The organism is Paenibacillus sp. FSL R7-0297 (assembly GCF_038009025.1).
In the GTDB taxonomy this organism is placed as follows: domain Bacteria; phylum Bacillota; class Bacilli; order Paenibacillales; family Paenibacillaceae; genus Paenibacillus_AQ.
Genome location: NZ_JBBPAQ010000001.1, coordinates 926,901 through 952,363, shown reverse-complemented (window position 1 = coordinate 952,363; position 25,463 = coordinate 926,901). Strand labels below are relative to the sequence as shown.

The following is a 25,463-nucleotide window of genomic DNA, read 5'->3' as shown; positions in this document are numbered from 1 at the left end:
ATAATGCTGTAGAAATGAGGGAATGACAATTGATATATGATGCGATTATAGTGGGCGGCGGTTTTGCGGGGCTTCAGGCGGCTATTCAATTGGGACGTTACTCGGTCCATCAGGTGCTTGTAATTGATGCAGGAGGCGGAAGATCAAGCATATGCCGGAATTATCATAATATATTGGGCTGGCCTGACGGTGTGCCGGGTGAGGAACTGCGGGCCAGGGGGAGGCTTCAGGCGGAAAGGGCAGGTGTAACGTTTCAGAAGGATAGAATAGTTAAGGCCGAGAAGCCGGATGAATTATTCATACTTCACGGAACCGGGGGGCAGCAATATGTAGGCCGGACTCTGTTGCTTGCTACTGGAGTAATGGACCGGTTTCCTGAGCTGCCGGGCTTACTGCCTGCCCTTGGTATGACAATCTATGTTTGCCCGGACTGTGATGGCTTTGAAATTCAGAACCGGCAGACCGTATTGATAGGCTCTGGTGATGTAGGCGCTAATATGGCTTTTGTTTTAAGGGAACGCACAGGTGATTTGACCTACATTAATCATGAACGTACACCCGTTTCGGCGGAAAATCGTAACCGGCTGCAGGATGAGGATATACAGTATATCGAAGAACCGGTTGCCCGCATTGAGGAAGAGAACGGAAGAATTAAGGCGGTAGCCATGGAGAACGGTGAGGTGCTGTCGGCAGAGCGCGGGTTTATTGCTTTTGGACAGAATCCGGTACATTCTGAGCTAGCCGTACAGCTGGGAGTAACGCTCCATAAGAATAAGCATGTGGAGGCGAATAAACGCTCATTAATGACTAATATCGAGCATGTATGGGTGGCAGGAGATGTTGCAGTGCATGCGGAGCAGGCGACGGTCGCTATGGGTGAGGGAGCCATTGCCGGGATCTGGATGCATAAGACTTTGAAAAAGATGAATCCGGTAATTCTGCCTCCTGCGAAGAAGCAATATGCAGCAAAATAGACTTTTGATACACTGCTGATCAAATGTCACTCAGGGTTCAGAAGAGCTATTCCGCAATTTGCAGCAAAATATGATAAAATAGGCGAAAAGAGCAAAAGTGGTGGAGAATGGTGACGATGGATAGTGAGGTTTTGCGTCAAAAATTGGAGCAACTCACCGGAAAGAGAACCGGAATCAAGCAGCTCGGGAGGCAGCATTCAGCTTCTCTTTTTGGCATGGGTACGGAGAAGGATCAAGAGCAGGCGGTCTTTCATGAGGGATATTTGTGGATTCCTCTATATGAGAATGACGGGCGTATAACCGCGGTGTGGGTGGAGACAGAAGGGCTGTCGCCTCTGGAACTGCAGCTGGTCAATTATGCGGGCCGTAATTTTGCGGTAGCCCTCAAGGCTACCGGGCTTAAGGAAGAAGGAGAGATGGAGGCCCGTCAGCTTAGCGGCTGGTTGAACTCGCAGCTCGAGCAAGAGAAGGATGATACGGAAATTCCGGATGATATTACGCTAAAAGGCCGGCTGTTCGGGGATATGATTCCTTTTTTGCTGGTTAGTGAGAATGTCCATAATCCGCAGATGACGTATCGTTCTTTAATGAAGCTGCTGCGCAGTTATTTCGAGAACGAAGTCCTGTTAATTCCCTTGTTGGATAAGGAATGGTTAATTTTAGCCCGTAAGGAACTGCTCACCGGCGGAGATGATAAGGAAGATGAGGAAGAAAGTGCTGAGGATCTGCTGTCTCAGACCTCTATGGGTCTGCATGAACTGATCGCCAGTGAATGGGTTGGCGTCTTCCATCTGGCGGTTTCCCCGGCCATCATTCCGGTTAAGGGCCTGACAGGCTCCGTGGCTCTGCTGCGCGAGACGATTATTCTGGGTCGGATCTTCCAGGTAGGCGATTATATCCATCTGCCTTGGGAGCTTCATATGGAGCGTCTGGTGAACAGTATCCCCGATGACCGCCGCAGACAGCTGCTGGGTCAGATCGGGGATTATACGGCGGTGCTGGCGGATAAGGAAATGCTGCTGACGCTGGAAACTTTTTTTGAAATGGACTGCAATGTCAGCGAAACCGCGAAGAAGCTGTATATCCACCGGAATACGCTCTTGTACAGACTCGACAAGATCAAACAGGAAACGGGAGCCGATGTCCGGAGTTTCGGGGATGCTGCGATTGTGAAGTTAGCCATGTTATTGTATAAAGTGACGAAAAGAAAATAGGATTTTTGTGAACCTTACAAATAGCCAGGAGGCCAGGTCTGGGGTAAGATAAGTGTACAAGAAAGCGTTTGATTTTCTAATCCAATAATTGACTCGAGGGGGAAATACAATGGCAGGCGTACGTTTAGAGCATATTTTCAAAAAATACCCGGGTTCTGATAAAGCAACAGTAATCGATATCAATCTTGATATTAAAGATAAGGAATTTCTCGTACTGGTTGGTCCTTCCGGTTGCGGTAAATCCACAACACTTCGTATGATCGCAGGTCTTGAAGAAATTTCTGAAGGTAAAATGTACATTGGTGACCGTGTAGTGAATGACGTGGCTCCTAAAGACCGCGATATCGCGATGGTATTCCAATCCTACGCCCTGTACCCGCATATGAGCGTGTATCAGAACATGGCTTTCGGTCTGAAACTGCGTAAAGTGAAGAAAGAAGAAATCGACAAGAAAGTACGCGAAGCAGCAAGAATTCTCGATATCGAGCATTTGCTGGAACGCAAACCTAAGGCACTGTCCGGTGGTCAACGCCAACGTGTCGCTCTAGGCCGCGCTATTGTCCGTGATCCGCAAGTCTTCCTGATGGATGAGCCTCTTTCCAACTTGGATGCTAAACTTCGTGGTCAAATGCGTGCTGAAATCACTAAGCTGGTTAAACGCCTTGAAACTACTTGTATCTATGTAACGCATGACCAGACAGAAGCTATGACAATGGGTGACCGTATCGTAGTTATGTACGATGGTATCATTCAACAAGCAGCTTCTCCTGAAGAATTGTACAATGAGCCTACAAACCTGTTCGTTGCAGGATTCATCGGATCCCCAACAATGAACTTTATCAATGGTACACTCTCCGATGTTGGCGGCGCTGTCCGTTTCCGCGCAGATAACCTTGATGTTGAAGTTCCAGGCGGCAAAGCTACAATGCTGCGTAACAAAGGTTATATCGGCAAGGATGTAATCATGGGCGTTCGTCCAGAAGATATTCATGAAGAGCCAGTATTCCTGGAAGCTTCTCCGAATACAATCTTCACTTCGCTCGTTGATGTTACTGAAAACCTTGGTCATGAAATGCTCCTCTACTTGAGCGGCCTTGGCGCTAACACTGTAATTGCCCGTGTAGATGGACGTTCCACTACCCGTGAAGGCAGCAAGCCTAAATTGGCAATCGACATGAACAAAATTCACCTCTTTGATAAAGAATCCGAACTGAACATTCTGCTGGGATAAGACAAAGCACAGTGGGATACAGGTTATAATAGAAGAAAGCCGCCCTCACAGGCGGCTTTTTCTTGTATTGGGCATGTGGAGCCGGAGATAAAACCTATTGGTCCAAAGACCCGGAAAGCAGGGTGTTCCGTCAGGACAGGCTTAGCAATACCATAGGTAATAAGATTGCATTCATAGGCGTTATCAATTAAGATAGCAGGAGAATTACCTGTAGCTGGAATGGGAAAAGTTGTGAACCCGGGTGCAGGAAGCGGACACAACCGCAGGTGACGAAAGGACGGACATACATGGCTAAGAAGGTAAAGGTATCGGAACTGGTACAGCATTTTCAATTAGAGGTTGTTTCCGGACAGGAGGGTCTGAAAAGACCGATTACAGTGGATGATTTGAATCGTCCGGGACTGGAAATGGCCGGTTATTTCGAATATTATCCGGAAGAACGTGTTCAGCTGCTGGGCAAAACAGAGCTGGCCTTTTTCTCAATGCTTCCTGAGGAAGAACGCAAAAGCCGGATTCGCGGAATTTGCAACGATAATACCCCTTGTATTGTAATTACCCGTGCGCTGGATGTTCCGCAGGAGCTTATTGAAATTAGTAACGAAAAGGGACTGCCTGTGCTGCGCAGCTCGATGGCGACTACTATTTTCTCGAGCAGACTGACAAGCTTCCTGGAAGGCAGACTGGCCCCTACGGCAACAATCCACGGTGTTCTCTGTGATGTATATGGTGTAGGTATGCTGATTACAGGCAGCAGCGGTATCGGTAAAAGTGAAACGGCGCTTGAACTGGTTAAACGCGGGCACCGCCTGATCGCCGATGATGCAGTAGAGATCCGTCAGACCTCGGATAACCAGCTGCATGGTACAGCTCCGGAGCTCATTCGTCACTTGCTCGAAATCCGCGGGGTAGGGATTATTAATGTAATGACTCTCTTCGGTGCCGGGGCTATCCGTAATCATAAGCGGATCACACTGGTCGTTAGACTTGAGGCCTGGCAGCAGGATAAACAATATGACCGGCTCGGACTGGACGAGGAGACTACAAGGATCATTGACACCGATGTGCCGCTTGTAACGATCCCCGTACGTCCGGGACGTAACCTTGCGGTAATTATCGAGGTTGCAGCGATGAACTACCGGTTGAAACAAATGGGCTTTAACGCAGCTCTACAATTTACGAATAAACTTACAGCCACCATCTCTGAAGACATGGATGATCTGGACTAGGAGTGTGAGAGCATGTTTTTTTCATTAGCGATTAATCCGATTGTCTTCTCCATCGGTTCGCTGCCTGTTCATTGGTATGGTTTGATACTGGGTCTTGGTGCATTAGCCGGATTATTCCTTGCTATTCAAGAAGGCAAACGCTACAACATTCCGCAGGAGTTCTTCATGGACATGCTGCTGCTCGGAGTCCCTTCGGCGATCATTGGTGCGCGGATTTATTTTGTAGCGTTCAAGTGGGAAGATTACAAGGACAACTTGCTGGATATATTCAAAGTCTGGAATGGCGGTATTGCTATTTATGGCGCGCTGATTGGGGCGATCATCTGCGGAATTATATATTTCCGTTACAAGGGATATCCGTTCTGGCGTATCGTGGACATCTGTGCACCTGGACTGCTTGCCGGTCAGATGATTGGCCGTTGGGGTAATTTCATCAATCAGGAAGCCTACGGCGGCGTTGTAGAGGAATCCTTCCTGCGTGACAAGCTGCATCTGCCGGACTTTATTGTGAATCAAATGTACATAGGGGATGCGTTTCACCATCCGACCTTCCTGTATGAATCGCTCTGGAGCCTGCTGGGGATTCTGCTCCTGATGGTACTGCGCCGCCAGAAATTTGTCCGTGCAGGCGAAATCTTCATGTCCTATTTCATCTGGTATTCGATCGGCCGTTTCTTTATTGAAGCTTTGCGTACGGACAGCCTAGGATTTAACGGCAGCAGCGGTTTGGCATCCTTCATTAACGGTCTATGGAGTCCGATGAAATGGCTGGGATTTGAGCAGGGGTATTTCGATCCGGCATACGGGAATGTTCGTATCTCACAGCTTCTGGCACTACTAATCATTCTCGTTGCAGTTGTATTGATCATTGTACGGCGTGTCAGCGGTCAGCCGAAGGATCATTATTCTGATCCGATTGTCAGCACTAAAGCGGCAGCGGCAGATGCTGTAGTTCCCGAGAGTGCAGTGAATACACCGCAGAAGGCTCCTCAGCCTATCCAGCCGGTGGAGGACTCATCTGAAGATAAGGAAACAAAGGAGTAGTAAAACTAATGATAGAATGCGTGTTATTTGACTTGGACGGAACGATTGTGAATACTAATGAGCTGATCATCAGCTCGTTCATGCATGCGCTGAAGGAGAATAACCTCCCGGCTCTAACCCGGGAAGAAATTATTCCCCATATGGGAACTACGCTCCAGCAGCAGATGAGCGCGTTCTCCGGTCTGCAGGACACAAGCGTGCTGGAGCTTTCTTACCGTTCATATAATTATGCGCATCATGATGAGCTAATTCGTTCTTTTCCACATGTGAATGAGACAATGGAAGGGCTGTTAAGCCGGGGAATAAAGCTCGGGATTGTGACAACGAAGATTCGTCCAACTACACTTAAAGCGCTGGAAATGTTCGATCTGCTGAAGTATATGGAGACAATTGTGACGGTCAATGATGTCAGTCAGGCGAAGCCGCATCCGGAGCCTGTTCTAACCGCGGTTGCTAATCTGGGTGTTGATCCGGCCAGAACCCTCATGGTAGGTGACAGTGCGGTCGATATTCAATCTGCCAAGGCCGCGGGTGTGCGTGTAGCTGCGGTTGCCTGGTCTCTTAAAGGTGAGGACACGTTACGTAAGTACGGCCCCGATTACATCATCCATGACATGAAAGACTTGTATACAATAGTGGAGCAGGAGACGAAACAGCCGTGAGAAAGTTAACCCGCTATCCAGTAGAGGGCCATAATTCGCTCTGGTATATTTACCGTACGGTGAGCCCGTGGAAGGGCGTACGCAATTTTATTTTTATCCAGATTGCCCGCTACTGTCCGGTCTTGCCGCTCAAGAACTGGATTTACCGCAGGGTACTCGGCATGAAGGTGGGCAAGCATACTGCGTTTGGGCTAATGGCGATGGTGGATGTGTTTTTTCCGGAGAAAATTTCCGTCGGTGAGAACTCGGTCATCGGCTATAATACGACCATTCTTGCCCATGAATACCTCATCAAAGAATACAGGCTGGGTGAAGTCATTATCGGGGAGAACGTCCTGATTGGAGCTAACACAACGATATTGCCCGGCGTAACAATTGGAGATTGGGCGGTTGTCGCCGCGGGTTCTGTCGTGCATAAGGATGTAGCTGCGGGCTCGTTCGTCGGGGGCAATCCGCTGCGTGAGCTGCGTCCGCCGGGATCAGCGGAGAAGGCTGTAGAAGAATAATCACCAGGTAACCTCTTACCCTGCAGTTTCATATTGCGTGTATCTGCGCAGGAGCTGCAGGGTTTCTTGTGTAAACTTCGCAGCCTGAGGCAATTAAGAAATCTTAAGCAAGCATAAGCAACCTTTAAGTGTTCGGCGAGTATATATTGGCGATATACTTGTAAGTGCAGGAGCGGATCCTTCCGCATACGGACGCGCAGCACATATCAGAATGAAATAATCAGCAGGGGCAGACTTCCTGATAGGTATCACTTCCGCTTGGCGTCTATGAACAGCCATCATAGCAGAGAAGAGGAATCTTAAAGTGAATGCAGCAAAACAGGAACGTCTGCCCCAGCTGGATATTTACCGTGCTCTGGCGATATTGGGCGTAATGCATGTCCACTCATCATCTTTTGCGGCCGGAGAAATGGCACTCCAGTCACCCTATTATTACTGGCTGAACTGGATCAACATTTTTTTTAAATTCGGTACACCGTCGTTTATTTTTCTAAGCAGCTTTGTGCTGTTCTATAATTATTACGGGCGGCCCGTGACGCGGAGCCTGATCGGAAGCTTTTACCGCCGCAGGCTGAAGTACATTCTGCTTCCCTATATGCTTGTATCCATCGGCTATTACGGATTGACCCTGTACGTGAATGGTATGCTGACACAGCCTCTGGCACAGAGCATCTCCGGCTTCCTGGGTGCCTTATTTACGGGTTCGGCGTATGCGCATTTGTATTTCGTATTCATCAGTATCCAGTTCTACCTGCTGTTTCCGTTGCTGCTTAAGCTGCTGCAGAGCTCACGGCTGTGGGTGCGCTGGGCTTTTCCGATTGGACTTGCGCTGCAGTGGGTATTCATTATCTGGAACAAGTATCAGCTGCATATTGTGGAAAAAGGAAGCTTGTCGATCTCGTATCTGGCATACTATATGCTGGGCGCCTATATCGCCATTAATTTCGAAGCGATCAAGCTGTGGCTGATGAAGCCTTGGCGTGAACTGGCTGCCAGGCATAAAGTGCTTATCCTGCTGCTTGTTACATTGTGGCTCGTAGCAGCCTTCACGCATGTACAGTTATGGTATAGAGCCCGCCACTTCGGGATATGGACGGACTCGCTGTGGTACGAACTGCTCTGGAATATACATACGATGCTGTCAGCGCTGGTGCTGCTGTATGCCACCTTTCTTATCTACCGCAGGGCACCGAAGGTGGTCGTTGCTATTTTGACCCGGCTAGGTGAGATTTCATTTGCGGTGTATCTGATCCATCCTCTGCTGCTTGCAGTGTATAGAAGATTCGGAACGGGAATTCCTACAGATTCATTAACCTATGTATTCTATATTTACGGAGGATTGGCTGTGGCGCTGGCAGGTAGCTGGATGCTTGTGCAGTTTGCGTTCCGCCGCATCCGCCTGTCCTGGGTGGTATTCGGGAGCGTACCGCGTTCACTTGCCCCTCCGGTGAAGGACAAGCCTGTGCGCGGGAGCACATATAGAGTGCTCGAAGGTAAAGATATCAGTAAGTCATGAGAGTTCAACAGAACCCTAATCAGGCATCAGGGATGAGGGTCTAGGCAGGAGGAAAGATAATGGCTCAAAAGGAAAGAATACCACAGCTTGATGTATTCCGGGCGATAGCGATTATTGCTGTCATAGCGATTCATGCTACTTCGCGGACACTGGCGGAAACATTGGATACCTCTTTGTTTCATCCGTTTCTGTTCCTAAACAAGTTCAGTCAGTTCGCTGTACCTTCGTTTGTATTCCTAAGCGGGTTCGTGCTGTTCTACAACTATATTGACCGTCCGCTGGGCGGGAAGACACTCGCGAAATTCTATAGCCGAAGGCTGATTTATATTATTGTGCCTTATCTTATTTTTTCGGTGCTGTACTTTATATTGAAAATGACTGCCGGGCATACATGGGGTATGCCTCTTAATGAGCAGGTGGTCAAATTCGGCAAATATCTGTGGACGGGTACGGCGTATACCCATCTGTACTATATTATTATCATTATCCAGTTCTATGTTCTGTTCCCGCTCATGCTCTGGTGTCTGCAAAAGGCCCGCCGTCTGGCGGCGTGGGCACCGCTCATCGGACTTGCCTTGCAGTGGGGATTCGTGCTGCTGAACAAATATATGGCTAATCACGGATACTGGCAGCTGTCCAAGGGCAGTCTTGCAATAACGTACTTCTCTTATTTCCTGCTCGGTGCGGCGATTGCTGTATATTACAGCTCTCTGAAAAAGTGGCTGATTCCTACCCGCGAAGGGTGGCGCTCCGGTAAGGGTGCAAGCTGGATTGTGCTGTGGTTCTTATGGATCGCTGCAGGAATCGTTCATGTGGAGCTGTGGTTCAACAATTATACGAAGAAGACGGTCATCAACAGTCTATGGTATGAAGGCTTCTCCAATCTTCATGCGCTGCTCTCTTGTCTTGTGCTGTTCCAGCTGTCCTTCCTGCTGTATGGAGCGGGCCGCAGCCTGCTGACAAGATTGCTGATCTCTGCCGGAGCCTGCTCGTTCGGGATTTATCTGCTGCATCCGGCGCTGCTCTTCTTCTATAGAAAGCTGCCGCTGCACGGCGGATCGCTTGCCTACGCTGCTGCCATTGCCGGGGGCTGGCTGGTGGCCTTCGCCGGCTCCTGGCTGGTCGTTGCCCTCGTCTTCCGTTATGTGAAGCCGGCCTGGGTACTGTTTGGTTCTGGGCCGCAGAAGGTTAAGCGGGCGCCAAAAGCAACATTGTGACCGTGCGCCTCAATGCTAAGATGCTGGATTAAATGAGATTTCAAATCAGGAATGATAAAAGCGCCGACTGGCCGCAGATGCGGGCTGTCTGGCGCTTTTATTCATATATTATCAGGCTGCGGGTTTATTCGCCGGCTTGTTCACGCTGGAATTCGGCAATTGCTTCATACTGGTCTTCCAGGCTGCGGTAGACGGAGATATAGATCGGTAGCAGTTGTTTGTAGACTTTGGCATGGGCCGGGACCGGTTCATGGCGGTGAGTAGAGCCGATCATCCCGAAAACGGCATCGAAGGAATCTATTCGGCTTATGGCATACAGCCCAAGTACCACGGCGCCAAGGCAGGAACTCTCGAAGCTCTCGGGAACTACAACCTCCTGGTCAAATATATCCGCCATCATCTGCCGCCATAGAGCGGAGCGGGCGAAACCGCCGGTAGCCAGAATTCTGCCCGGCTGGCCGATAATTTCCTCCATAGCGAGCAGTACGGTATACATATTGAAGATTACACCCTCCAGCACAGAGCGGATCATATGCTCTTTGCGGTGATTCATGCTCAGTCCGAAGAAGGAGCCGCGCGCATCGGGGTTCCACAGCGGGGCACGCTCACCGGTCAGATACGGATGAAAGAGCAGGCCATTGCTGCCTGGCGGTACCTGCTCGGCGATCCGGGTCAGGACCTCATAAGGATCAATACCGAGGCGCTTCGCGGTCTCTACCTCAGAGGCGGCGAACTCATCACGCACCCAGCGGAACAGCATGCCGCCATTATTCACGGGGCCGCCAATAACCCAGTGCTTGTCCGTTAGTGCATAGCAGAAGGTCCGCCCTTTCGGGTCGGTCAGCGGCCGGTCGACCACGGTGCGGATGGCTCCGCTGGTCCCAATAGTGGCGGCAATAACTCCCGGCTCTATGGCACCGACCCCCAGATTGGATAGGACACCGTCACTGGCGCCTACGACAAACGGTGTGGCGGCCAGAAGTCCAAGCTCTTCGGGTAGCCCCGGAAGCAGCCCCTGCAGGATTTGCGTGGTGGGCACCGGTCTTGATAGACGTTCTGGAGTGATCCCGGCGATACGGAGCGCCTCAGCATCCCAGTCAAGCTTCTCCAGATTGAACATGCCTGTAGAAGAGGCAATGGAGTGATCAATTACATATTTGCCGAACAGCTTGAAGAAGATATATTCTTTAATGGAGATGAATTTATGGGTCTGGCTGAACAGCTCCGGGTACTCCTCACCAAGCCACATCAGCTTGGTGATCGGAGACATAGGATGAATGGGCGTTCCTGTGCGCATGTACAGCTCATGCCCGTTCAGTTCATTCTTCAGCCGCCGGGCATAGGCGCTGCTCCGGTTATCGGCCCATGTGATGCAGGCGGTCAGCGGTTTGCCGGAAGAATCTACAGCAATGACGCTATGCATGGCCGAGCTGAAGGAGACAAGCAGAACCAGTCCAGGAGGGACTTGGCTGTCCTGCATGACTGAAGAGATAGTGTGCAGTACAGCCTTCAGAATCTGATCAGGGTCTTGTTCTGCGACAGAAGGGGAAGGCTGATGCAGCGGATAGCCTTGGTTGCTCTGTGTGACGATTGTTCCGTTCTCCTCGAAGAGGACAGCCTTGGTGCTGGTAGTTCCAATATCAACGCCGATCATATAGGATGTACTCAAGCCGTCAGTCCTTCTTTCTGCTCTGAAATAGATACCGGGAATACTTAATGCAGGAAATAAAGTACAATTATATTATATACAGCTTATTATATTCGCAGGTAAGCACGGTGGCAAAGAGAGGGTTGGTAGGCGCTCCTTAACATATAGCCTAAGCTTCCGAAACCGGCGGGTATAGAAGGCGAATGTTGACGCAAAAGGATAGTCCGTGATACGATATTACCACTGCTTTAGTTTACTACCACTTTACCATATTAAAGTGATTAAAGGTACTTCTTATGATATCTGATGAGGTGAAAAGTGAAGATGTCCAAACCAAAGGGATTCGAAAAGCCTGCCGGCGTACGGGATTATCTCCCACGGGCGGTAACGAAGCTGCGCAAGATTGAGAACGATGTGCTGCACTGCATGAGCCGCTGGGGCTACCGCCAGATGATTACTCCCACCCTTGAATATTACGATACGGTCGGTGTGGCCAGTTCCACGTCAGACCAGAAGTTGTATAAATTACTGAATAACCGCGGTCAGGCACTCGTGCTGCGTTCGGAAATGACAGCGCCCGTTGCCCGCGTAGTCTCCTCATTATTGAAGGACGAACCGCTGCCGCTGCGTCTGTCCTATCATGCCAATGTCTTCCGTGCTATCGAAGAGGAGGCCGGCCGGGAAGCAGAATTCTTCCAGACCGGAGTGGAGCTTGTCGGAGATGATTCACCAGAGGCGGATGCTGAGGTCGTTGCACTGGCAATTGCATCGCTGGAGGCCGCGGGAGTGAAGTCTTTTAAAATTGCGATAGGGCATGTAGGCTTCCTCGACGGTCTGTTCCAGGAAGCGGTGTCCGGCCTCCCGCAGGCCCAGGAGGAGCTGAAGAGTCATCTGCTGGGCCGTGATTATGTCGCTTTCCGGGAGACGCTGCGCCGCCTGGAACTGCCTGAAGCCCAGAAGAAGGAACTGGACGGACTGCTGCGTCTGCGGGGAGGCAAGGAAATTTGCGGACAGGCGCTGGAGCTCAGCAGCCATCCACTGGCACGAGCTTCCATTGAGCATTTATGCAAGGTATGGGAGGTGCTTGTCGCATACGGCGTCTCTCAGCATGTGCTGATTGATCTGACGATGATCGGTGATTTCTCCTATTATACGGGCATGACGTTTGAAGGTTATGCTTCTGAGCTGGGCTTCCCGGTATGCAGCGGCGGAAGGTACGACAATCTGCTTCAGCAGTTTGGACGCCCGATTCCGTCGACAGGCTTCTCGCTGAAGACCAACCGTATTCTGGATGGTGTATCCGGAGTACCCGAAGAGGAAGAACTTCCGGTACTGGTCCAGTATGATGCCCTGCGGCGTCAGGAAGGTCTTGCTGAGGCGGCCCGACTGCGGAATGAGGGCCACGCTGTGGTAACCCGGCTGGCGGCAGGCCCGGAAGAGCTGAAGGTCGTGAAGCGCCTGGATACGGATACCGTAGAGGCAGAGGGCGAACGTTACGGAGAGATTTATACATTCGTGTCTTTTATCAGCGAGCATGGCTGAGCGGAGCAGGTTGATTGGCTGATCTCATAAATGTGGAATGAAGCAATAGGTGACAATACGTGAAATGAAGGAACATGTGAACCCAAGTAATCTCTGCATGTATATATGGTAGCGGAAATAGAAACGGAGGCGGGTATGAATGGCACAGATTCTTAAGGTAGCCATGCCGAAAGGCCGGATTTACAACAAAGCGGCAGAACTGTTCCGCAAGGCGGGACTGCCGATTCCTCCGGACGGGGAAGAATCACGCAAGCTGGTGATTTCACTGCCGGAAGCCGGAATGGAGTTTATTCTCGCCAAGCCGGTAGATGTGCCTACATATGTAGAGTATGGTGTAGCGGATATCGGTATCGTCGGCAAAGATGTACTGCTGGAAGAAAACCGTGATGTGTACGAGCTGCTTGATCTGGGGATTGCCCGCTGCCGGATGTCGATTATCGGACTCCCGAACTGGCAGCCTGGCATCCAGCAGCGGGTAGCGACCAAATATCCAAATGTGGCCTCACGGTACTTCCGCGAGCAGGGCCAGCAGGTTGAGGTTGTGAAGCTGAACGGCTCGATCGAGCTGGCGCCGCTGATTGGACTGGCTGACCGGATCGTGGATATGGTGGAGACTGGCCAGACCCTGAAGGATAACGGGCTGGTGGAAATGACCAGTATCTTCGAAATTACCAGCCGCCTGGTGGCTAACCGGGTAAGCTACCGGATGAAGAATGAGGAAATCCAGCAGCTGTGTGACCGCCTGCAGGCCGTGATTGCAGGACCGGAGCTGCAGATTAAGTAAGCTGTAAGATTGAACTGTAATAAATGAAAAAAGGATAGAAGTGACGAAGGGAAGGTTTGGAACTGTAGGAGCGGAGTCCAAACATTGTCCGTAGTTACGGCTGAGCCAAGCTAGTAAATAGAAAGTTCAGGGGGGAAGCAGCGGTGAAGGTCCAGTCCAGTAAGGAGTTTAAGCTGCAGCGTGAAGTAGAATACGGCACGCCGGAGCAGAACAAGGCCGTACGTGAAATCGTGGCCGGTATCAAACAGGAAGGTGACGCGGCATTGCTTCGGTATACGGAGCGATTCGACGGCGCAGTGCTGACGCCTGCGGAGCTGCGGGTTACGCAGGAGGAGCTAGAGGCCGCCTATGGCCGGGTAGAGGAGTCCTTCGTGACGGCAATCCGGGCAGCTGCCGTCAATATCCGTGCGTTCCATGCGCGGCAGAAGCGCAATTCCTGGATGGATCTGCAGCCGGACGGCACGATCCTCGGACAGATCATCCGCCCGCTGAAGCGGGTGGGCGTCTATGTTCCCGGGGGTAAGGCAGCGTATCCGTCCTCGGTGCTGATGAACGTTATTCCGGCACAGATCGCCGGCGTGCCGGAGATCGTGATGGTTACACCGCCTTCGACGGGCGGCGGGGGCGGCATCGATCCCTATATTCTCGTTGCCGCCGCTGAAGCGGGCGTAAACGAGATATACCGCGTGGGCGGCGCGCAGGCGATCGCCGCCCTGGCCTTCGGCACGGAATCCATCGTGCCGGTTGACAAGATCTGCGGGCCAGGGAACATCTACGTGGCCCTGGCCAAACGCGAGGTCTACGGCGCTGTCGATATCGACAGCATCGCCGGACCGAGCGAGATCGTCGTGCTCGCCGACGATACCGCCGAGGCCGCCTACGTCGCGGCCGACCTGCTCTCGCAGGCCGAGCACGACGAGATGGCCTCGGCAATCCTTGTGACGCCGTCGCAGCGTCTCGCGGAGGCCGTTGCTGCCGAAGTAGAACGGCAGCTGCAGACGTTGCCGCGCGAAGCTATCGCGCGGGCCTCGGTAGAGAACTACGGCGCGATTATCGTTGTGGAATCGCTCGAAGAGGGCATCTCCATTGTGAACCGGCTGGCGCCGGAGCATCTGGAGATTGTAGTGGCGGACCCGATGGCACTGACCGGCGCGATTGAGAACGCCGGGGCAATCTTCCTGGGTCCGTACAGCTCGGAGCCGGTCGGCGATTACTTCGCCGGACCGAACCATATTATACCGACCAACGGCACAGCAAGGTTCTCCTCGCCTGTGGACGTGGATGATTTCATTAAGAAATCCAGCCTGATCTATTACAGCAAGGAAGCACTGCTGCGGGACGGGGCGGCGATTATGGAGCTCGCCCGGCGTGAGGGCCTGGAAGGCCATGCCCGCGCAATAGAAATCCGGCTGGAGAACGAAGCGAAAGGTGGAGACGGAAATGGAGAACAATAATAAGGAAGCGGCGCTGCGCAAGGCCGGACTTAGCCGTACAACTAACGAAACGGACATCGCGTTGACCTTTGGCGTGGACGGCAGCGGAGTTTCCGAACTGGAGACCGATGTGCCTTTTCTGAATCATATGCTGGATCTGTTCACCAAGCATGGACAGTTTGATCTGAGCGTGCAGGCGCGGGGCGACATCGATATCGATGATCACCACACAGTCGAGGATATCGGTATCTGTCTGGGACAGGCGCTGCGGGAAGCGCTTGGCGACAAAAAAGGCATCAAGCGTTATGCGAGTGTCTTCGTCCCTATGGATGAGGCACTGGCTCAGGTAGTGATTGATATCAGCAACCGGCCGCATTTTGAATACCGGGCAACGTATCCTTCACAACAGGTAGGCAGCTTCTCTACGGAGCTGGTTCACGAATTCCTCTGGAAGTTTGCGCTGGAAGCGAGAATTACGCTGCATGTCATTGTACATTACGGCTCCAATACCCATCACATGATTGAAGCGGTCTTCAAGGCACTGGGGCGGGCGCTGGATGAAGCGACACAAGTGGACCCCCGGGTGAAGGGTGTGCCTTCGACGAAGGGAGTGCTGTAGCATGACCGTTGCAATCGTCGATTACGGCATGGGCAACCTGCACAGTGTCAGCAAGGCGGTGGAACGCCTGGGGTATACGAGTCTGGTGACAGCAGATGCCGGTGAGATTCTGGCGGCAGACAGCGTGATCCTGCCGGGTGTCGGTGCATTCGGCGATGCGATGGAGCATCTGCGGGCGAGCGGAATGGATGTTGTAGTTAAGGCTGCAGCTGAAGCGGGACAGCCGCTGCTGGGCATATGCCTCGGTATGCAGCTGCTGTTCAGCAGCAGCGAGGAGCATGGCGAGCATAAGGGGCTGGATCTTCTGCCGGGCTCGGTGGTACGCTTCGCACCCCGTGACGGCTACAAGGTGCCGCATATGGGCTGGAACAAGCTGGGCTTCCTCCAGCCGGCGAGTCCGCTTCTGACCGGCCTTGAAGAAGGGCATGTCTACTTCGTCCATTCCTATCATGTGCAGGCCGCTGCCGACAGCGACCTGCTGGCGGTCACGGATTATGGTCATCCGGTTACGGCGGTGGTAGGACGGAACAATGTGTATGGTATGCAGTTTCACCCGGAGAAAAGCGGCGAGCTTGGCATCAAGCTGCTGGGGAATTTCCTGCGGCTTGGAAGAGAGCAGGCGTGAAGCCTGAATAACTATATTGCAAATTGTAATGAAAGCGGGGAACGCTACATGTCTTCTTTTATCGTATATCCGGCGATTGATATCCGGGACGGCAAATGTGTCCGGTTGCAGCAGGGGGATTACAGCCAGGAAACCATTTATAACGACAGTCCCGTTCAGGTGGCTAAGTCTTGGGAAGAGCAGGGCGGACGGTTTATCCATCTGGTCGATCTGGACGGCGCCAAGGCAGGGCATCCTGTTAATGATGCCATCATCGGAGCCATTGCCAAGAATGCCAATGTTCCGGTTCAGGTCGGCGGCGGTCTCCGCACGCTTGCGGATGTGGAGAAGCTGCTGGGTCTTGGCATCAGCCGGGTCATTATTGGAACGGCGGCGATCAATGATTATGCTTTTACAGAGGCGGTTCTCGCGAAGTATGGTGATAAGGTAGCGATCGGTATTGACGCCCGTAACGGCTATGTGGCTACGCATGGGTGGTTGAATACCTCCGAGGTGCGCGCCGAGGATCTGGCTAAGGAGCTGGCAGCCAAGGGTGCAGAGACCTTCATCTACACGGACATCTCCCGTGATGGGATGATGCAGGGGCCGAATGTGGAGGGTATACTGTCCATGGCCGGGGCGAGCGGCAAAACCGTAATCGCCTCCGGCGGTGTAACCAGTCTGGATGATCTGCTGCGTCTGAGCGTACATAGCGGTAGCGGGATCGGTGGAGCGATTGTCGGCAAGGCGCTCTACACCGGCAATATTGATCTGGCTGAAGCCCTGCAGGCGCTGGGTAAGGCGTAGGGTTACGGGCTTAGTAATTACTTTTGTTAGCCTGTGAAGGAGGGGTCTTGGATGTTAGCCAAACGGATTATCCCCTGTCTGGATGTGAAGGACGGGCGGGTGGTAAAAGGCGTTAATTTCGTAAATCTGCGCGATGCCGGAGATCCGGTGGAGCTGGCGGCTTTATATGATAGCGAAGGTGCAGATGAGCTGGTATTTCTGGATATCTCCGCGTCGGTGGAAGGCCGGGCGACTATGGTCGAGGTCGTGCGGCAGACTGCCGGGGAGATTGCTATTCCATTCACGGTGGGCGGCGGGATTTCGACACCTGAGGACATGAAGCGGATCCTGCGTGCTGGTGCAGACAAGATCGGCATTAATACGGCAGCTGTCAATAATCCGCAGCTGATTCTTGAAGGCGCCCGCCACTTCGGCTCCCAATGCATTGTGGTGGCGATGGATGCCAAATATAATGAGGCTTGGGGCGAGTGGGAAGTGTACACTCACGGTGGACGTACGCCTACCGGTATCCGGGCGCTTACCTGGGCCAAGGAAGCTGAACGGCTGGGAGCGGGCGAAATCCTGCTTACGAGCATGGACGCCGACGGCACGAAGGACGGCTTCGATCTGAAGCTGACGGCAGCAGTCAGCGATCTGCTGAGCATTCCTGTAATTGCCTCCGGCGGTGCGGGAAGAATGGATCATTTCTATGATGTATTTACCGCAGGCAAGGCAGATGCCGGACTTGCGGCAACGATTTTTCACTATAAAGAGATTGCTATTCATGATTTGAAGGCTGATCTGAAGCAAAGAGGGGTAGAGATCCGATGAGCGAGGACAAGAAAGACATAGCGCAGATCCAGCAGGAGGCATTGTCAGGTATCCGCTGGAATGAAGCCGGCCTGCTGCCGGCAGTGGTACAGGATGCCCGTACCCTGGAAGTATTAATGTTCGCCTATATGAATCCGGAGTCACTACGGCTGTCACTCGAGAGCGGCCAGACCTGGTTCTGGAGCCGTTCGCGTAGTGAGCTCTGGCATAAGGGCGGAACCTCCGGCAATACCCAGGCCATCACCTCGATCCATTACGATTGTGACAGCGATACGCTACTGGTGAAAGTTGTGCCGGAAGGACCGGCCTGCCATACGGGTGAGAACAGCTGCTTCTTCCGCGAGATTCCCCTCGATTCACCGGCAACAGCTGAAGCAGCTGGAGGTACAGTTAACTCCGCAGCAGCAGGCGATGACCGCTTTGCTGTACTGGGTGAGCTGGAGCGCGTAATTGCTGAGCGGGAAGTGAACCGTCCGGAAGGAGCGTACACTACTTATCTGTTCGATAAGGGCGTCGACAAGATTCTCAAGAAGGTCGGTGAAGAAGCCTCCGAAACCATTATCGCCGCCAAAAATAAAGATAATGCCGAGCTTCGCCTTGAAGTCAGCGATCTGATCTATCATTTACTGGTCCTGCTGCAGGAACGGAAGCTTCCGCTGGATGAGATTCTGGAAGAGCTGAGTGCCCGCCATGAACGGCCTCGCCGGGACTAGGAGGAAGGTTCAGCATGCGTATTGATTACCATACCCACCATGAGCGCTGCGGCCATGCCGTAGGGAAGCTTGAAGAGTATGTGCAGCGCGGCATAGCGCTCGGGCTGCAGCAGCTTGGACTGTCCGATCATCTGCCGCTTATCCATGTAGATCCGGAGCACTATTATCCCGAGATGGCTATGCCGCTTGCGGAGCTTCCGCGTTATGTAGAGGAATGTCTTACGCTGAAGGAGCGCTACCGCGGAACGATTGAGCTGCGGGTGGGGCTTGAAGCGGATTATATCGAGGGATATGAAGAGCAGATCCGCGAGCTTTTAGCACCTTATCCGTGGGACTATCTGATCGGGTCGGTGCATTTTCTCGGGGAATGGGATATTACGGACCACCGGCAGACCCATGGCTGGGAAGGCCAGGACGTGATGAGCGTCTACCGCCGATATTATGATGCAGTACAGAAGTCGGCGTTATCGGGATTATATGATATTATAGGACATATGGATGTCATCAAAAGGTTCGGTTACGGGCCGCAGACTCCGGAAGGAAGAGACGAGGCCAGAGCACTGGAGCTGGAGACGCTTAAGGTTATATCCGGCAGCGGAATCGCGATGGAGCTGAATGCTTCGGGGCTCACTAAGCCTTGTGCCGAGATGTTCCCGGCGGAGCATGTGCTTCAGCAGGCGCTTGCGCTCGGCATTCCGCTCACCGTGGGCTCTGACGCCCATGACCCTTTGAAGCTGGGAGACGGCTTACAGGAGGCGCGGGAAATGCTGTGGCGCACGGGCTTCCGTGAACTGGCTGTGTTCGAAGGACGCCGCCGCACATCCGTTCCGTTCGAAGTATAAATTATAATCCCAGGAGGGTACTATGCATCATCAATTACGTATTTTTTCCGGTTCGTCGAATCCGAAGCTGGCCGCTGATATTGCGGAGCGCCTTGGCGCACCGCTGGGCCTGATTAAGCTGACACGTTTCAAGAGCGGCGAGATTTATGTGCATTATGAAGAGAGCATCCGGAACTGCGACGTATTTTTGGTGCAATCCCTGGCTCATCCGATTAACGAGCTGTTTGTAGAGCTGCTGGTCATGATCGACGCGGCCAAACGCGCATCGGCAAGAACAGTAAATATTATCGTTCCTTATTACGGGTATGCCCGGCAGGAGCGCAAATCTGCACCGCGTGAGCCAATCTCGGCCAAAATGGTTGCCGATGTGCTGACCACTGCAGGAGCTACCCGCGTGATAACTATTGACCTGCATGCAGCGGCTATCCAGGGATTCTTCAACATTCCCGTGGATCATCTGACTGCGCTTGATCTGATCAGCGGTTATTTGAAGATCAAAGGCCTCTCCGACCTGGTAGTCGTATCACCCGACGCGGGCCGCGCCTCCATGGCCGAGAAGCTGGCCAGCCGGCTGGACTCTCCGTTTGCCATCATGATCAAGAAACGTCCGGCCCATAACGAATCGGTAATTACCCATGTCATCGGAGATGTGGAGGGAAGAACGCCGATTATTATTGAGGATCTTATTGATACGGGAACCACGATCGTCAATGTGGTAGAAGGGCTGAAGGAGCGCGGGGCCCGGAACAGCATCGTCTGTGCCACGCACGGGCTGTTCTCCGGAGACGCGCTGGAGCGGATGGATCATCCCAATATCGACGAAATTGTCGTCACGGATTCTATTGCGCTGCCGGATGAGCATTCCAGCAGATTCTCGGTGCTCTCTGTTGCACCTATGCTGGCAGAGGCCACACGCATTATCATCGAAGGCGGTTCCATAGACAAGCTATTTAGAGACGCGGGGATATAGTCCCTGCGTTTCTTTTTTACAGTTATGCTGCAGCAGCAACTTTTCAAGCTTTTACCTCCCCTTAACTCTCCTCTCAGGTTGAGAATCTCACTTCCACATGTGGTATACTGTGTGAAGAAGACAGCCAAGTCCATAAATGGAAACGAAAAGAACACTTAAGACAGGGAGTATGGGTATATATTTGATACCGCTCTCCTATTTTTCGTTAGGCTAGGGAAGCTTACAAAGGGAGGTGCCTTGCTTCCATGATTGAGAAAACTTCAGAGAATGATACGGACAGCGGTAATGTGATTCCGGTCACTCTGGATGCCAATTTTTTCTTTGAAAGAGCCGTACGGTCGCTTGACCGCTTTCAATATGATAAGGCATTAAAGAATTTTCGCAAAGCTGTTGAATATGAGCCGGATAATCCGGTGAATCATTGCAACATGGCGGGTATATTATCTGAGATGGGTAATTACACAGCATCTAATGAGATTCTGACCCATGTACTGGAGAAGATTGATCCCGCAATGACCGAATGCCATTTCTATATGGCTAATAATTACGCCAATATGGAAAGCTTTGAAGAGGCGGAGCGTTCGCTGGTCACGTATCTGGAGGAGGATGCCAGCGGCGAGTTCATGGCTGAATCCGAAGAGCTGATGGAGCTGCTGCAATATGAGCTGAACCGTCCTGCTCCGCTTGTGCGGATCCGTAGCCGTGAGGGTGTGGTCGAGCATGACCGGGCCCGCAGTCTGCTGGAGGAGGGCAAGTTTCCCCAGGCCGTAGAGCTGCTGGAAGAGATCATTGCGGCCTCACCGGACTTTCTGGCTGCGCACAATAACCTGGCCCTCGCTTATTTCTATATGGGCCGGTTTGCCAAAGCGAAGGAATGCCTGAACGAGGTGCTGAAGCAGGACCCCGGCAATCTGCATGCGCTATGCAATATGGCGATTTTCCTGCAGTATGCAGGTGACAAGGAGCAGCTGGATTCTCTGCTGGGCATGCTTGAGGCCACTGTGCCTTTTCATCAGGAGCATGTATTCAAAATGGCCACCACGATGGGTATCCTGGGCAGGCATACCGCAGCGTACAGCCACTTCCGGCGTCTGCTGAAGGATGAAGAGGTCGCCGGGGACGCCGGCCTCTATCATTACTGCGCAGCAGCGGCCAGCAACAGCGGCCTCTACACTGAAGCGCTGCGCTGCTGGAGACAGGCTGCGAAGCTGGACCCTGAGTCGGCCGTGCCGGCATTCTTCCTGTCCCAGCTCCAGCAAGCCCGTGGAGAAGACAGACCCATGCCTGCGGTCAGCTATAATTACCAATTGCCTTTCCAGGAGCAGCTCAAGCAGTGGAAGGGGAATACAGGCAAGTTCACCGAAGAAGTACGGAACAATCCGCTGCTGCGCGCCTCGTTCTTCTGGGCGCTGCGCTACGGTGATTCCTCCACGAAGCTGCAGGTGACCGAAGCGTTGCGCTGGATTGAGGATGAGGAGATGTCCGAGGTACTGCGCGGAGTTCTGGAGCATCAGCCGCTCCAGGAGGACCGGCTGCAGGAGGCGGCGCTGTTCAGCCTGCAGCGGCTGATTGGAGAGAATCTGGAAGCAGCAGCTCCTGAAGAAGAGCAGGTGCAAGCGGCTTCCAGCCCCAAGGGCCCTGCTGAATGGAAGGAAGACTGGCAGCGGATTATCGATCATACGGTGGCCATGATGGACCGGAGGTATGATGCTGCGCAGAAGAAGGATGCAGAGTTTATCTGGAAGCAGTTCATCGGCAGCCTGTATCCGGATGTACCGTTATTCCGCAATGACGGCGGCTGGTGTGCGGCACTGGAGTACCTGACTGCCAGGCTGCACGGGCGTCCGGTCACCTTCCGCGAGGCGGCACAGCGTTACGGCGTCTCGGTCTCCATGGTAAGCCGCTATGCACGGCGGATCGATAATGAATGCGACACCCAGGGCATGCTGCCGGGAACGGACGGCTTGTCGCCGTCCACCAATAATATTTGAATCCTTTTTTCAAATATAAGAATCTATATGTTTCTCACACCTACTTGTAAGGAGGCCAATGTAATGTACAAAACGATTGTAATCGGAACAGGCCCGGCCGGGCTGACTGCCGCGATTTATCTGGCGCGTGCGAACCTGAGCCCGCTCGTAATTGAAGGCTTGCAGCCGGGAGGACAGCTGACAACGACGACAGAAGTGGAGAACTTTCCAGGCTTCCCTGAAGGAATTCTGGGTCCTGATCTGATGGACAACATGCGTAAGCAGGCCGAACGCTTCGGCGCTGAATTCAAGAATGGCTGGGTAGAGTCGGTGGACTTCTCGCAGCGTCCGTTCAAGGTGACTGTAGACGGAATGGGTGTGCTGGAAGCGGAGTCGGTCATTATTTCGACCGGCGCCTCCGCCAGATACCTGGGTATCCCGGGTGAGCAGGAGAATGTAGGACGCGGGGTCAGCACCTGTGCGACCTGTGATGGATTCTTTTTCCGTAACAAAAAAATTGTCGTGGTCGGCGGCGGCGACTCTGCGATGGAGGAAGCCAGCTTCCTGACCCGCTTTGCTTCCAGCGTAACGCTGGTTCACCGCCGTCCGGAGCTGCGTGCTTCGAAGATCATGCAGGACCGCGCGCGCGACAACAGCAAGGTGTCATGGGCACTGAACCGCACGCCGCTGGAGGTAACCGTTGGTGATACCGGGGTTAAGGGCATCACCGTCCTTAACAATGAGACGGGACTTACGGAGCTGGTGGAAGCGGATGGTGTATTTGTCGCTATCGGACATACACCGAATACCGCTTTCTTAGGCGGGCAGATTAACACCGATGCCAATGGCTATATAGTGGTTAATCCGGGCACCACAGAGACGAATATTCCCGGTGTATTCGCTTGCGGCGACGTGCAGGATACGCGTTACCGTCAAGCTATATCGGCAGCCGGAACCGGCTGTATGGCCGCCATGGATGCCGAGAAGTTCCTGGAAGGCACGATGGTGCATGACTGGAGCGAATCGCTCGATAAATAACCGGAGAAGGTTCTTGTTATTGACGGGTTTACAAAAAAAACCTATACCAGTAGAATGTATTTAATTAGATAAGATACCCACTAGGGGAGCCTGAATAGGCTGAGACGGGAAAAGTGAATTTCCGGACCCTTGAACCTGATCTGGATCATACCAGCGTAGGAAAGTGGAGTCGGACCTTTTTTGAATACAGTCTTATTGGGCTGTTCCTTTGATAAAGCCGCTCCAGGTGGAGCGGCTTTTTGACTTGCAAGAATTCGTATGCCTTGTGCTATACATGATTCTTCGGCTCAGTCTGCTGCGTGAAATCTTATCTGATTGGCTCATAGAGCGAAGAGGAGGAGATTAGAATGCCAGAAATGATGAAGAACGAAGAGGTGGACCTTTCCCGATTTCCTGCAAGCCGCAAAGTGTATGTAGAGGGCTCGCGCCTGGATATTCAGGTTCCGATGCGGGAGATCAGCCTCAGCAGAACGGAGGGCGTTGCCGGGGAAGAGGAGAACGAACCGCTTCGTGTCTATGACACCAGCGGAATTTACACCGATGCTGCGCAAGAAGCTGACATTCGGAGGGGGCTGCCGCCGCACCGTTTAGGCTGGATTGCGGAGCGTGGCGATTCGGAGGAATACACCGGAAGAGCTGTGCAGCCGGAGGATAATGGAATCCGCAGGGGTGGGCCACCCGAAGAAGCTTATCCAGGGCTGCAGCGGAGCCCCCTGCGGGCACGTGCGGGCCGCAATGTTACCCAGCTGTATTATGCGCGTCAAGGGATCATTACACCGGAGATGGAGTATATCGCGATCCGCGAGAATACCCGGCCGGAATTCGTAAGGGATGAGGTAGCCGCCGGACGGGCCATTATTCCGGCCAACATCAATCACCCCGAGAGCGAGCCGATGATTATTGGCCGTAACTTCCTGGTGAAGATCAATGCGAACATCGGAAATTCTGCGGTGTCTTCTTCTATTGAGGAGGAAGTGGAGAAGATGCGGTGGGCGACCCGCTGGGGGGCAGACACTATCATGGACCTCTCCACCGGCTCTAAGATTCATACCACCCGTGAATGGATTATACGCAATTCTCCTGTGCCTGTCGGCACGGTGCCCTTATACCAGGCGCTCGAAAAGGTGAACGGCATAGCCGAGGATTTAACCTGGGAGCTCTATCGCGACACGCTGATTGAGCAGGCGGAGCAGGGTGTGGATTACTTCACCATTCATGCCGGAGTCTTGAAGAGCTATATTCCGTTAACAGCCGGAAGAATGACAGGAATCGTATCACGGGGCGGCTCGATTATGGCCGCTTGGTGCCTTGCCCATCAGCAGGAGAACTTTCTATACACACACTTTGAAGCTATATGTGAGATTATGAAGACGTATGATGTGGCCTTCTCTCTGGGGGACGGATTGCGTCCGGGTTCTATTGCAGATGCCAATGACGAAGCACAATTCGCTGAGCTGGAGACGCTGGGAGAGCTGACAGCCTTGGCATGGAAGCATGACGTTCAGGTAATGGTTGAGGGTCCGGGGCATGTGCCGATGCACAAGATTAAGGAAAATATGGACAAGCAGCTCGAGATTTGCCGGGAAGCCCCATTTTATACTCTTGGCCCGTTGACTACCGATATTGCACCCGGTTATGATCATATCACTTCAGCCATCGGGGCGGCGATGATCGGCTGGTTCGGGACGGCTATGCTGTGTTACGTTACACCCAAGGAGCATTTAGGTCTGCCTAACAAGAATGACGTGCGCGAGGGAGTCATTACCTACAAGATTGCTGCACATGCCGCAGACCTCGCCAAGGGGCATCCGGGTGCACAGGACAGGGATAATGCGCTGTCCAAGGCGCGGTTCGAGTTTCGCTGGCGAGACCAGTTCCATCTCTCTCTGGACCCGGAAAGGGCGCTGGAGTATCATGATGAGACGCTTCCTGCGGAGGGGGCGAAGCAAGCTCATTTCTGCTCTATGTGCGGTCCTAAATTCTGCAGCATGCGGATTTCGCATGATATCCGTAATTCCTACAGATTGAGCAGGTCGCTGTAAAAAAGGCAAGTCTCGTATAGCTATTTCCCTGCTGTCCCATGCTGTAAAAGG

Annotated in this window: 23 protein-coding genes and 1 riboswitch; of the genes, 22 read left to right on the top strand and 1 reads right to left on the bottom strand. The window is 52.8% G+C overall.

What is annotated here, in order from left to right; all coding sequences use genetic code 11:
• The first annotated feature begins 29 nt into the window (after window positions 1–29).
• The 9 genes from MKZ24_RS03965 to MKZ24_RS03925 all read left to right on the top strand — a co-directional run bounded on the left by MKZ24_RS03965 (window position 30) and on the right by MKZ24_RS03925 (window position 9,590).
• A complete protein-coding gene (locus MKZ24_RS03965; protein WP_340781392.1) occupies window positions 30–974 on the top strand; it encodes an NAD(P)/FAD-dependent oxidoreductase in 945 nt (314 codons plus the stop codon).
• 116 nt (window positions 975–1,090) lie between these two features.
• On the top strand, window positions 1,091–2,188 hold the full coding sequence (locus tag MKZ24_RS03960; protein WP_052415844.1) for a PucR family transcriptional regulator: 1,098 nt from the start codon (window positions 1,091–1,093) through the stop codon (window positions 2,186–2,188).
• Window positions 2,189–2,297: 109 nt separating this feature from the next.
• Window positions 2,298–3,419 (top strand): ABC transporter ATP-binding protein, encoded by a 1,122-nt coding sequence (locus MKZ24_RS03955; protein ID WP_042231545.1) that lies wholly within the window; start codon window positions 2,298–2,300, stop codon window positions 3,417–3,419.
• A gap of 287 nt (window positions 3,420–3,706) precedes the next feature.
• Window positions 3,707–4,645 carry an HPr(Ser) kinase/phosphatase gene (gene hprK / locus MKZ24_RS03950; protein WP_042132736.1) on the top strand — a complete coding sequence of 313 codons (939 nt, stop codon included), beginning with the start codon at window positions 3,707–3,709 and terminating at the stop codon, window positions 4,643–4,645.
• Between the two features lie 12 nt (window positions 4,646–4,657).
• Entirely contained in the window at window positions 4,658–5,689 is a 1,032-nt protein-coding gene (gene lgt, locus MKZ24_RS03945) for a prolipoprotein diacylglyceryl transferase (protein ID WP_042231547.1), read from the top strand.
• Window positions 5,690–5,697: 8 nt separating this feature from the next.
• On the top strand, window positions 5,698–6,351 hold the full coding sequence (gene ppaX, locus MKZ24_RS03940) for a pyrophosphatase PpaX (RefSeq protein WP_042231549.1): 654 nt from the start codon (window positions 5,698–5,700) through the stop codon (window positions 6,349–6,351).
• The gene (locus MKZ24_RS03935) at window positions 6,348–6,857 is read left to right on the top strand and encodes an acyltransferase (RefSeq protein ID WP_039302348.1); all 510 of its coding nucleotides are present in this window, start codon (window positions 6,348–6,350) and stop codon (window positions 6,855–6,857) included. Before ppaX ends, MKZ24_RS03935 begins: the two co-directional genes overlap by 4 nt.
• Before the next feature lie 304 nt (window positions 6,858–7,161).
• On the top strand, window positions 7,162–8,373 hold the full coding sequence (locus tag MKZ24_RS03930; protein WP_340781382.1) for an acyltransferase: 1,212 nt from the start codon (window positions 7,162–7,164) through the stop codon (window positions 8,371–8,373).
• A 59-nt stretch (window positions 8,374–8,432) separates the two neighbouring features.
• Window positions 8,433–9,590, top strand: a complete 1,158-nt coding sequence (locus MKZ24_RS03925) for an acyltransferase (RefSeq protein WP_042231558.1) — start codon at window positions 8,433–8,435, stop codon at window positions 9,588–9,590.
• Window positions 9,591–9,714: 124 nt separating this feature from the next.
• On the opposite strand, the gene gntK is transcribed toward MKZ24_RS03925, so the two are convergent.
• On the bottom strand, window positions 9,715–11,244 hold the full coding sequence (gntK, locus tag MKZ24_RS03920) for a gluconokinase (RefSeq protein ID WP_042241258.1): 1,530 nt from the start codon (window positions 11,242–11,244) through the stop codon (window positions 9,715–9,717).
• Window positions 11,245–11,562: 318 nt separating this feature from the next.
• On the opposite strand from gntK, the gene MKZ24_RS03915 reads away from it, so the two are divergent.
• From MKZ24_RS03915 to thiC, 13 genes are all read left to right on the top strand, one after another.
• Window positions 11,563–12,780, top strand: coding sequence for an ATP phosphoribosyltransferase regulatory subunit (locus MKZ24_RS03915; RefSeq protein ID WP_042231560.1), 1,218 nt, complete (start codon window positions 11,563–11,565; stop codon window positions 12,778–12,780).
• Between the two features lie 139 nt (window positions 12,781–12,919).
• On the top strand, window positions 12,920–13,564 hold the full coding sequence (gene hisG, locus MKZ24_RS03910; RefSeq protein WP_039302355.1) for an ATP phosphoribosyltransferase: 645 nt from the start codon (window positions 12,920–12,922) through the stop codon (window positions 13,562–13,564).
• A 143-nt stretch (window positions 13,565–13,707) separates the two neighbouring features.
• A complete protein-coding gene (hisD, locus tag MKZ24_RS03905; protein WP_042231562.1) occupies window positions 13,708–15,018 on the top strand; it encodes a histidinol dehydrogenase in 1,311 nt (436 codons plus the stop codon).
• The gene (gene hisB / locus MKZ24_RS03900; protein ID WP_042231563.1) at window positions 15,005–15,616 is read left to right on the top strand and encodes an imidazoleglycerol-phosphate dehydratase HisB; all 612 of its coding nucleotides are present in this window, start codon (window positions 15,005–15,007) and stop codon (window positions 15,614–15,616) included. The genes hisD and hisB overlap by 14 nt, the downstream gene beginning before the upstream one ends.
• 1 nt (window position 15,617) lies before the next feature.
• On the top strand, window positions 15,618–16,241 hold the full coding sequence (gene hisH / locus MKZ24_RS03895; RefSeq protein WP_042231564.1) for an imidazole glycerol phosphate synthase subunit HisH: 624 nt from the start codon (window positions 15,618–15,620) through the stop codon (window positions 16,239–16,241).
• 48 nt (window positions 16,242–16,289) lie between these two features.
• The gene (gene hisA, locus MKZ24_RS03890) at window positions 16,290–17,027 is read left to right on the top strand and encodes a 1-(5-phosphoribosyl)-5-[(5-phosphoribosylamino)methylideneamino]imidazole-4-carboxamide isomerase (protein ID WP_340781374.1); all 738 of its coding nucleotides are present in this window, start codon (window positions 16,290–16,292) and stop codon (window positions 17,025–17,027) included.
• Window positions 17,028–17,078: 51 nt separating this feature from the next.
• Window positions 17,079–17,837: an imidazole glycerol phosphate synthase subunit HisF gene (gene hisF / locus MKZ24_RS03885; RefSeq protein WP_042231568.1), complete on the top strand. Its 759-nt coding sequence runs from the start codon at window positions 17,079–17,081 to the stop codon at window positions 17,835–17,837.
• Entirely contained in the window at window positions 17,834–18,550 is a 717-nt protein-coding gene (gene hisIE / locus MKZ24_RS03880) for a bifunctional phosphoribosyl-AMP cyclohydrolase/phosphoribosyl-ATP diphosphatase HisIE (RefSeq protein WP_042231571.1), read from the top strand. The genes hisF and hisIE overlap by 4 nt, the downstream gene beginning before the upstream one ends.
• Before the next feature lie 14 nt (window positions 18,551–18,564).
• A complete protein-coding gene (hisJ, locus tag MKZ24_RS03875) occupies window positions 18,565–19,392 on the top strand; it encodes a histidinol-phosphatase HisJ (protein ID WP_340781369.1) in 828 nt (275 codons plus the stop codon).
• Between the two features lie 22 nt (window positions 19,393–19,414).
• Window positions 19,415–20,362 (top strand): ribose-phosphate diphosphokinase, encoded by a 948-nt coding sequence (locus MKZ24_RS03870; protein ID WP_039302378.1) that lies wholly within the window; start codon window positions 19,415–19,417, stop codon window positions 20,360–20,362.
• Between the two features lie 245 nt (window positions 20,363–20,607).
• A complete protein-coding gene (locus MKZ24_RS03865; RefSeq protein WP_042231575.1) occupies window positions 20,608–22,353 on the top strand; it encodes a tetratricopeptide repeat protein in 1,746 nt (581 codons plus the stop codon).
• Between the two features lie 63 nt (window positions 22,354–22,416).
• Window positions 22,417–23,370, top strand: a complete 954-nt coding sequence (gene trxB / locus MKZ24_RS03860) for a thioredoxin-disulfide reductase (protein ID WP_039302384.1) — start codon at window positions 22,417–22,419, stop codon at window positions 23,368–23,370.
• A gap of 72 nt (window positions 23,371–23,442) precedes the next feature.
• Window positions 23,443–23,549, top strand: a riboswitch (TPP riboswitch).
• A 168-nt stretch (window positions 23,550–23,717) separates the two neighbouring features.
• Window positions 23,718–25,412, top strand: a complete 1,695-nt coding sequence (gene thiC / locus MKZ24_RS03855; protein WP_156122894.1) for a phosphomethylpyrimidine synthase ThiC — start codon at window positions 23,718–23,720, stop codon at window positions 25,410–25,412.
• The last annotated feature ends 51 nt before the right edge of the window (window positions 25,413–25,463 follow it).

Excerpts from the sequence above, each read along its gene's own strand:
- MKZ24_RS03865 (WP_042231575.1), top strand. The coding sequence starts at position 20,608 with ATGATTGAGAAAACTTCAGAGAATGATACGGACAGCGGTAATGTGATT.
- MKZ24_RS03915 (WP_042231560.1), top strand. The coding sequence starts at position 11,563 with ATGTCCAAACCAAAGGGATTCGAAAAGCCTGCCGGCGTACGGGATTAT.
- hisIE (WP_042231571.1), top strand. The coding sequence starts at position 17,834 with ATGAGCGAGGACAAGAAAGACATAGCGCAGATCCAGCAGGAGGCATTG.
- hisB (WP_042231563.1), top strand. The coding sequence starts at position 15,005 with ATGGAGAACAATAATAAGGAAGCGGCGCTGCGCAAGGCCGGACTTAGC.
- hprK (WP_042132736.1), top strand. The coding sequence starts at position 3,707 with ATGGCTAAGAAGGTAAAGGTATCGGAACTGGTACAGCATTTTCAATTA.
- hisG (WP_039302355.1), top strand. The coding sequence starts at position 12,920 with ATGGCACAGATTCTTAAGGTAGCCATGCCGAAAGGCCGGATTTACAAC.
- thiC (WP_156122894.1), top strand. The coding sequence starts at position 23,718 with ATGCCAGAAATGATGAAGAACGAAGAGGTGGACCTTTCCCGATTTCCT.
- gntK (WP_042241258.1), bottom strand. The coding sequence starts at position 11,244 with ATGATCGGCGTTGATATTGGAACTACCAGCACCAAGGCTGTCCTCTTC.
- hisJ (WP_340781369.1), top strand. The coding sequence starts at position 18,565 with ATGCGTATTGATTACCATACCCACCATGAGCGCTGCGGCCATGCCGTA.
- MKZ24_RS03925 (WP_042231558.1), top strand. The coding sequence starts at position 8,433 with ATGGCTCAAAAGGAAAGAATACCACAGCTTGATGTATTCCGGGCGATA.
- hisA (WP_340781374.1), top strand. The coding sequence starts at position 16,290 with ATGTCTTCTTTTATCGTATATCCGGCGATTGATATCCGGGACGGCAAA.
- trxB (WP_039302384.1), top strand. The coding sequence starts at position 22,417 with ATGTACAAAACGATTGTAATCGGAACAGGCCCGGCCGGGCTGACTGCC.
- hisH (WP_042231564.1), top strand. The coding sequence starts at position 15,618 with ATGACCGTTGCAATCGTCGATTACGGCATGGGCAACCTGCACAGTGTC.
- hisF (WP_042231568.1), top strand. The coding sequence starts at position 17,079 with ATGTTAGCCAAACGGATTATCCCCTGTCTGGATGTGAAGGACGGGCGG.
- lgt (WP_042231547.1), top strand. The coding sequence starts at position 4,658 with ATGTTTTTTTCATTAGCGATTAATCCGATTGTCTTCTCCATCGGTTCG.
- MKZ24_RS03870 (WP_039302378.1), top strand. The coding sequence starts at position 19,415 with ATGCATCATCAATTACGTATTTTTTCCGGTTCGTCGAATCCGAAGCTG.
- MKZ24_RS03955 (WP_042231545.1), top strand. The coding sequence starts at position 2,298 with ATGGCAGGCGTACGTTTAGAGCATATTTTCAAAAAATACCCGGGTTCT.
- ppaX (WP_042231549.1), top strand. The coding sequence starts at position 5,698 with ATGATAGAATGCGTGTTATTTGACTTGGACGGAACGATTGTGAATACT.
- MKZ24_RS03960 (WP_052415844.1), top strand. The coding sequence starts at position 1,091 with ATGGATAGTGAGGTTTTGCGTCAAAAATTGGAGCAACTCACCGGAAAG.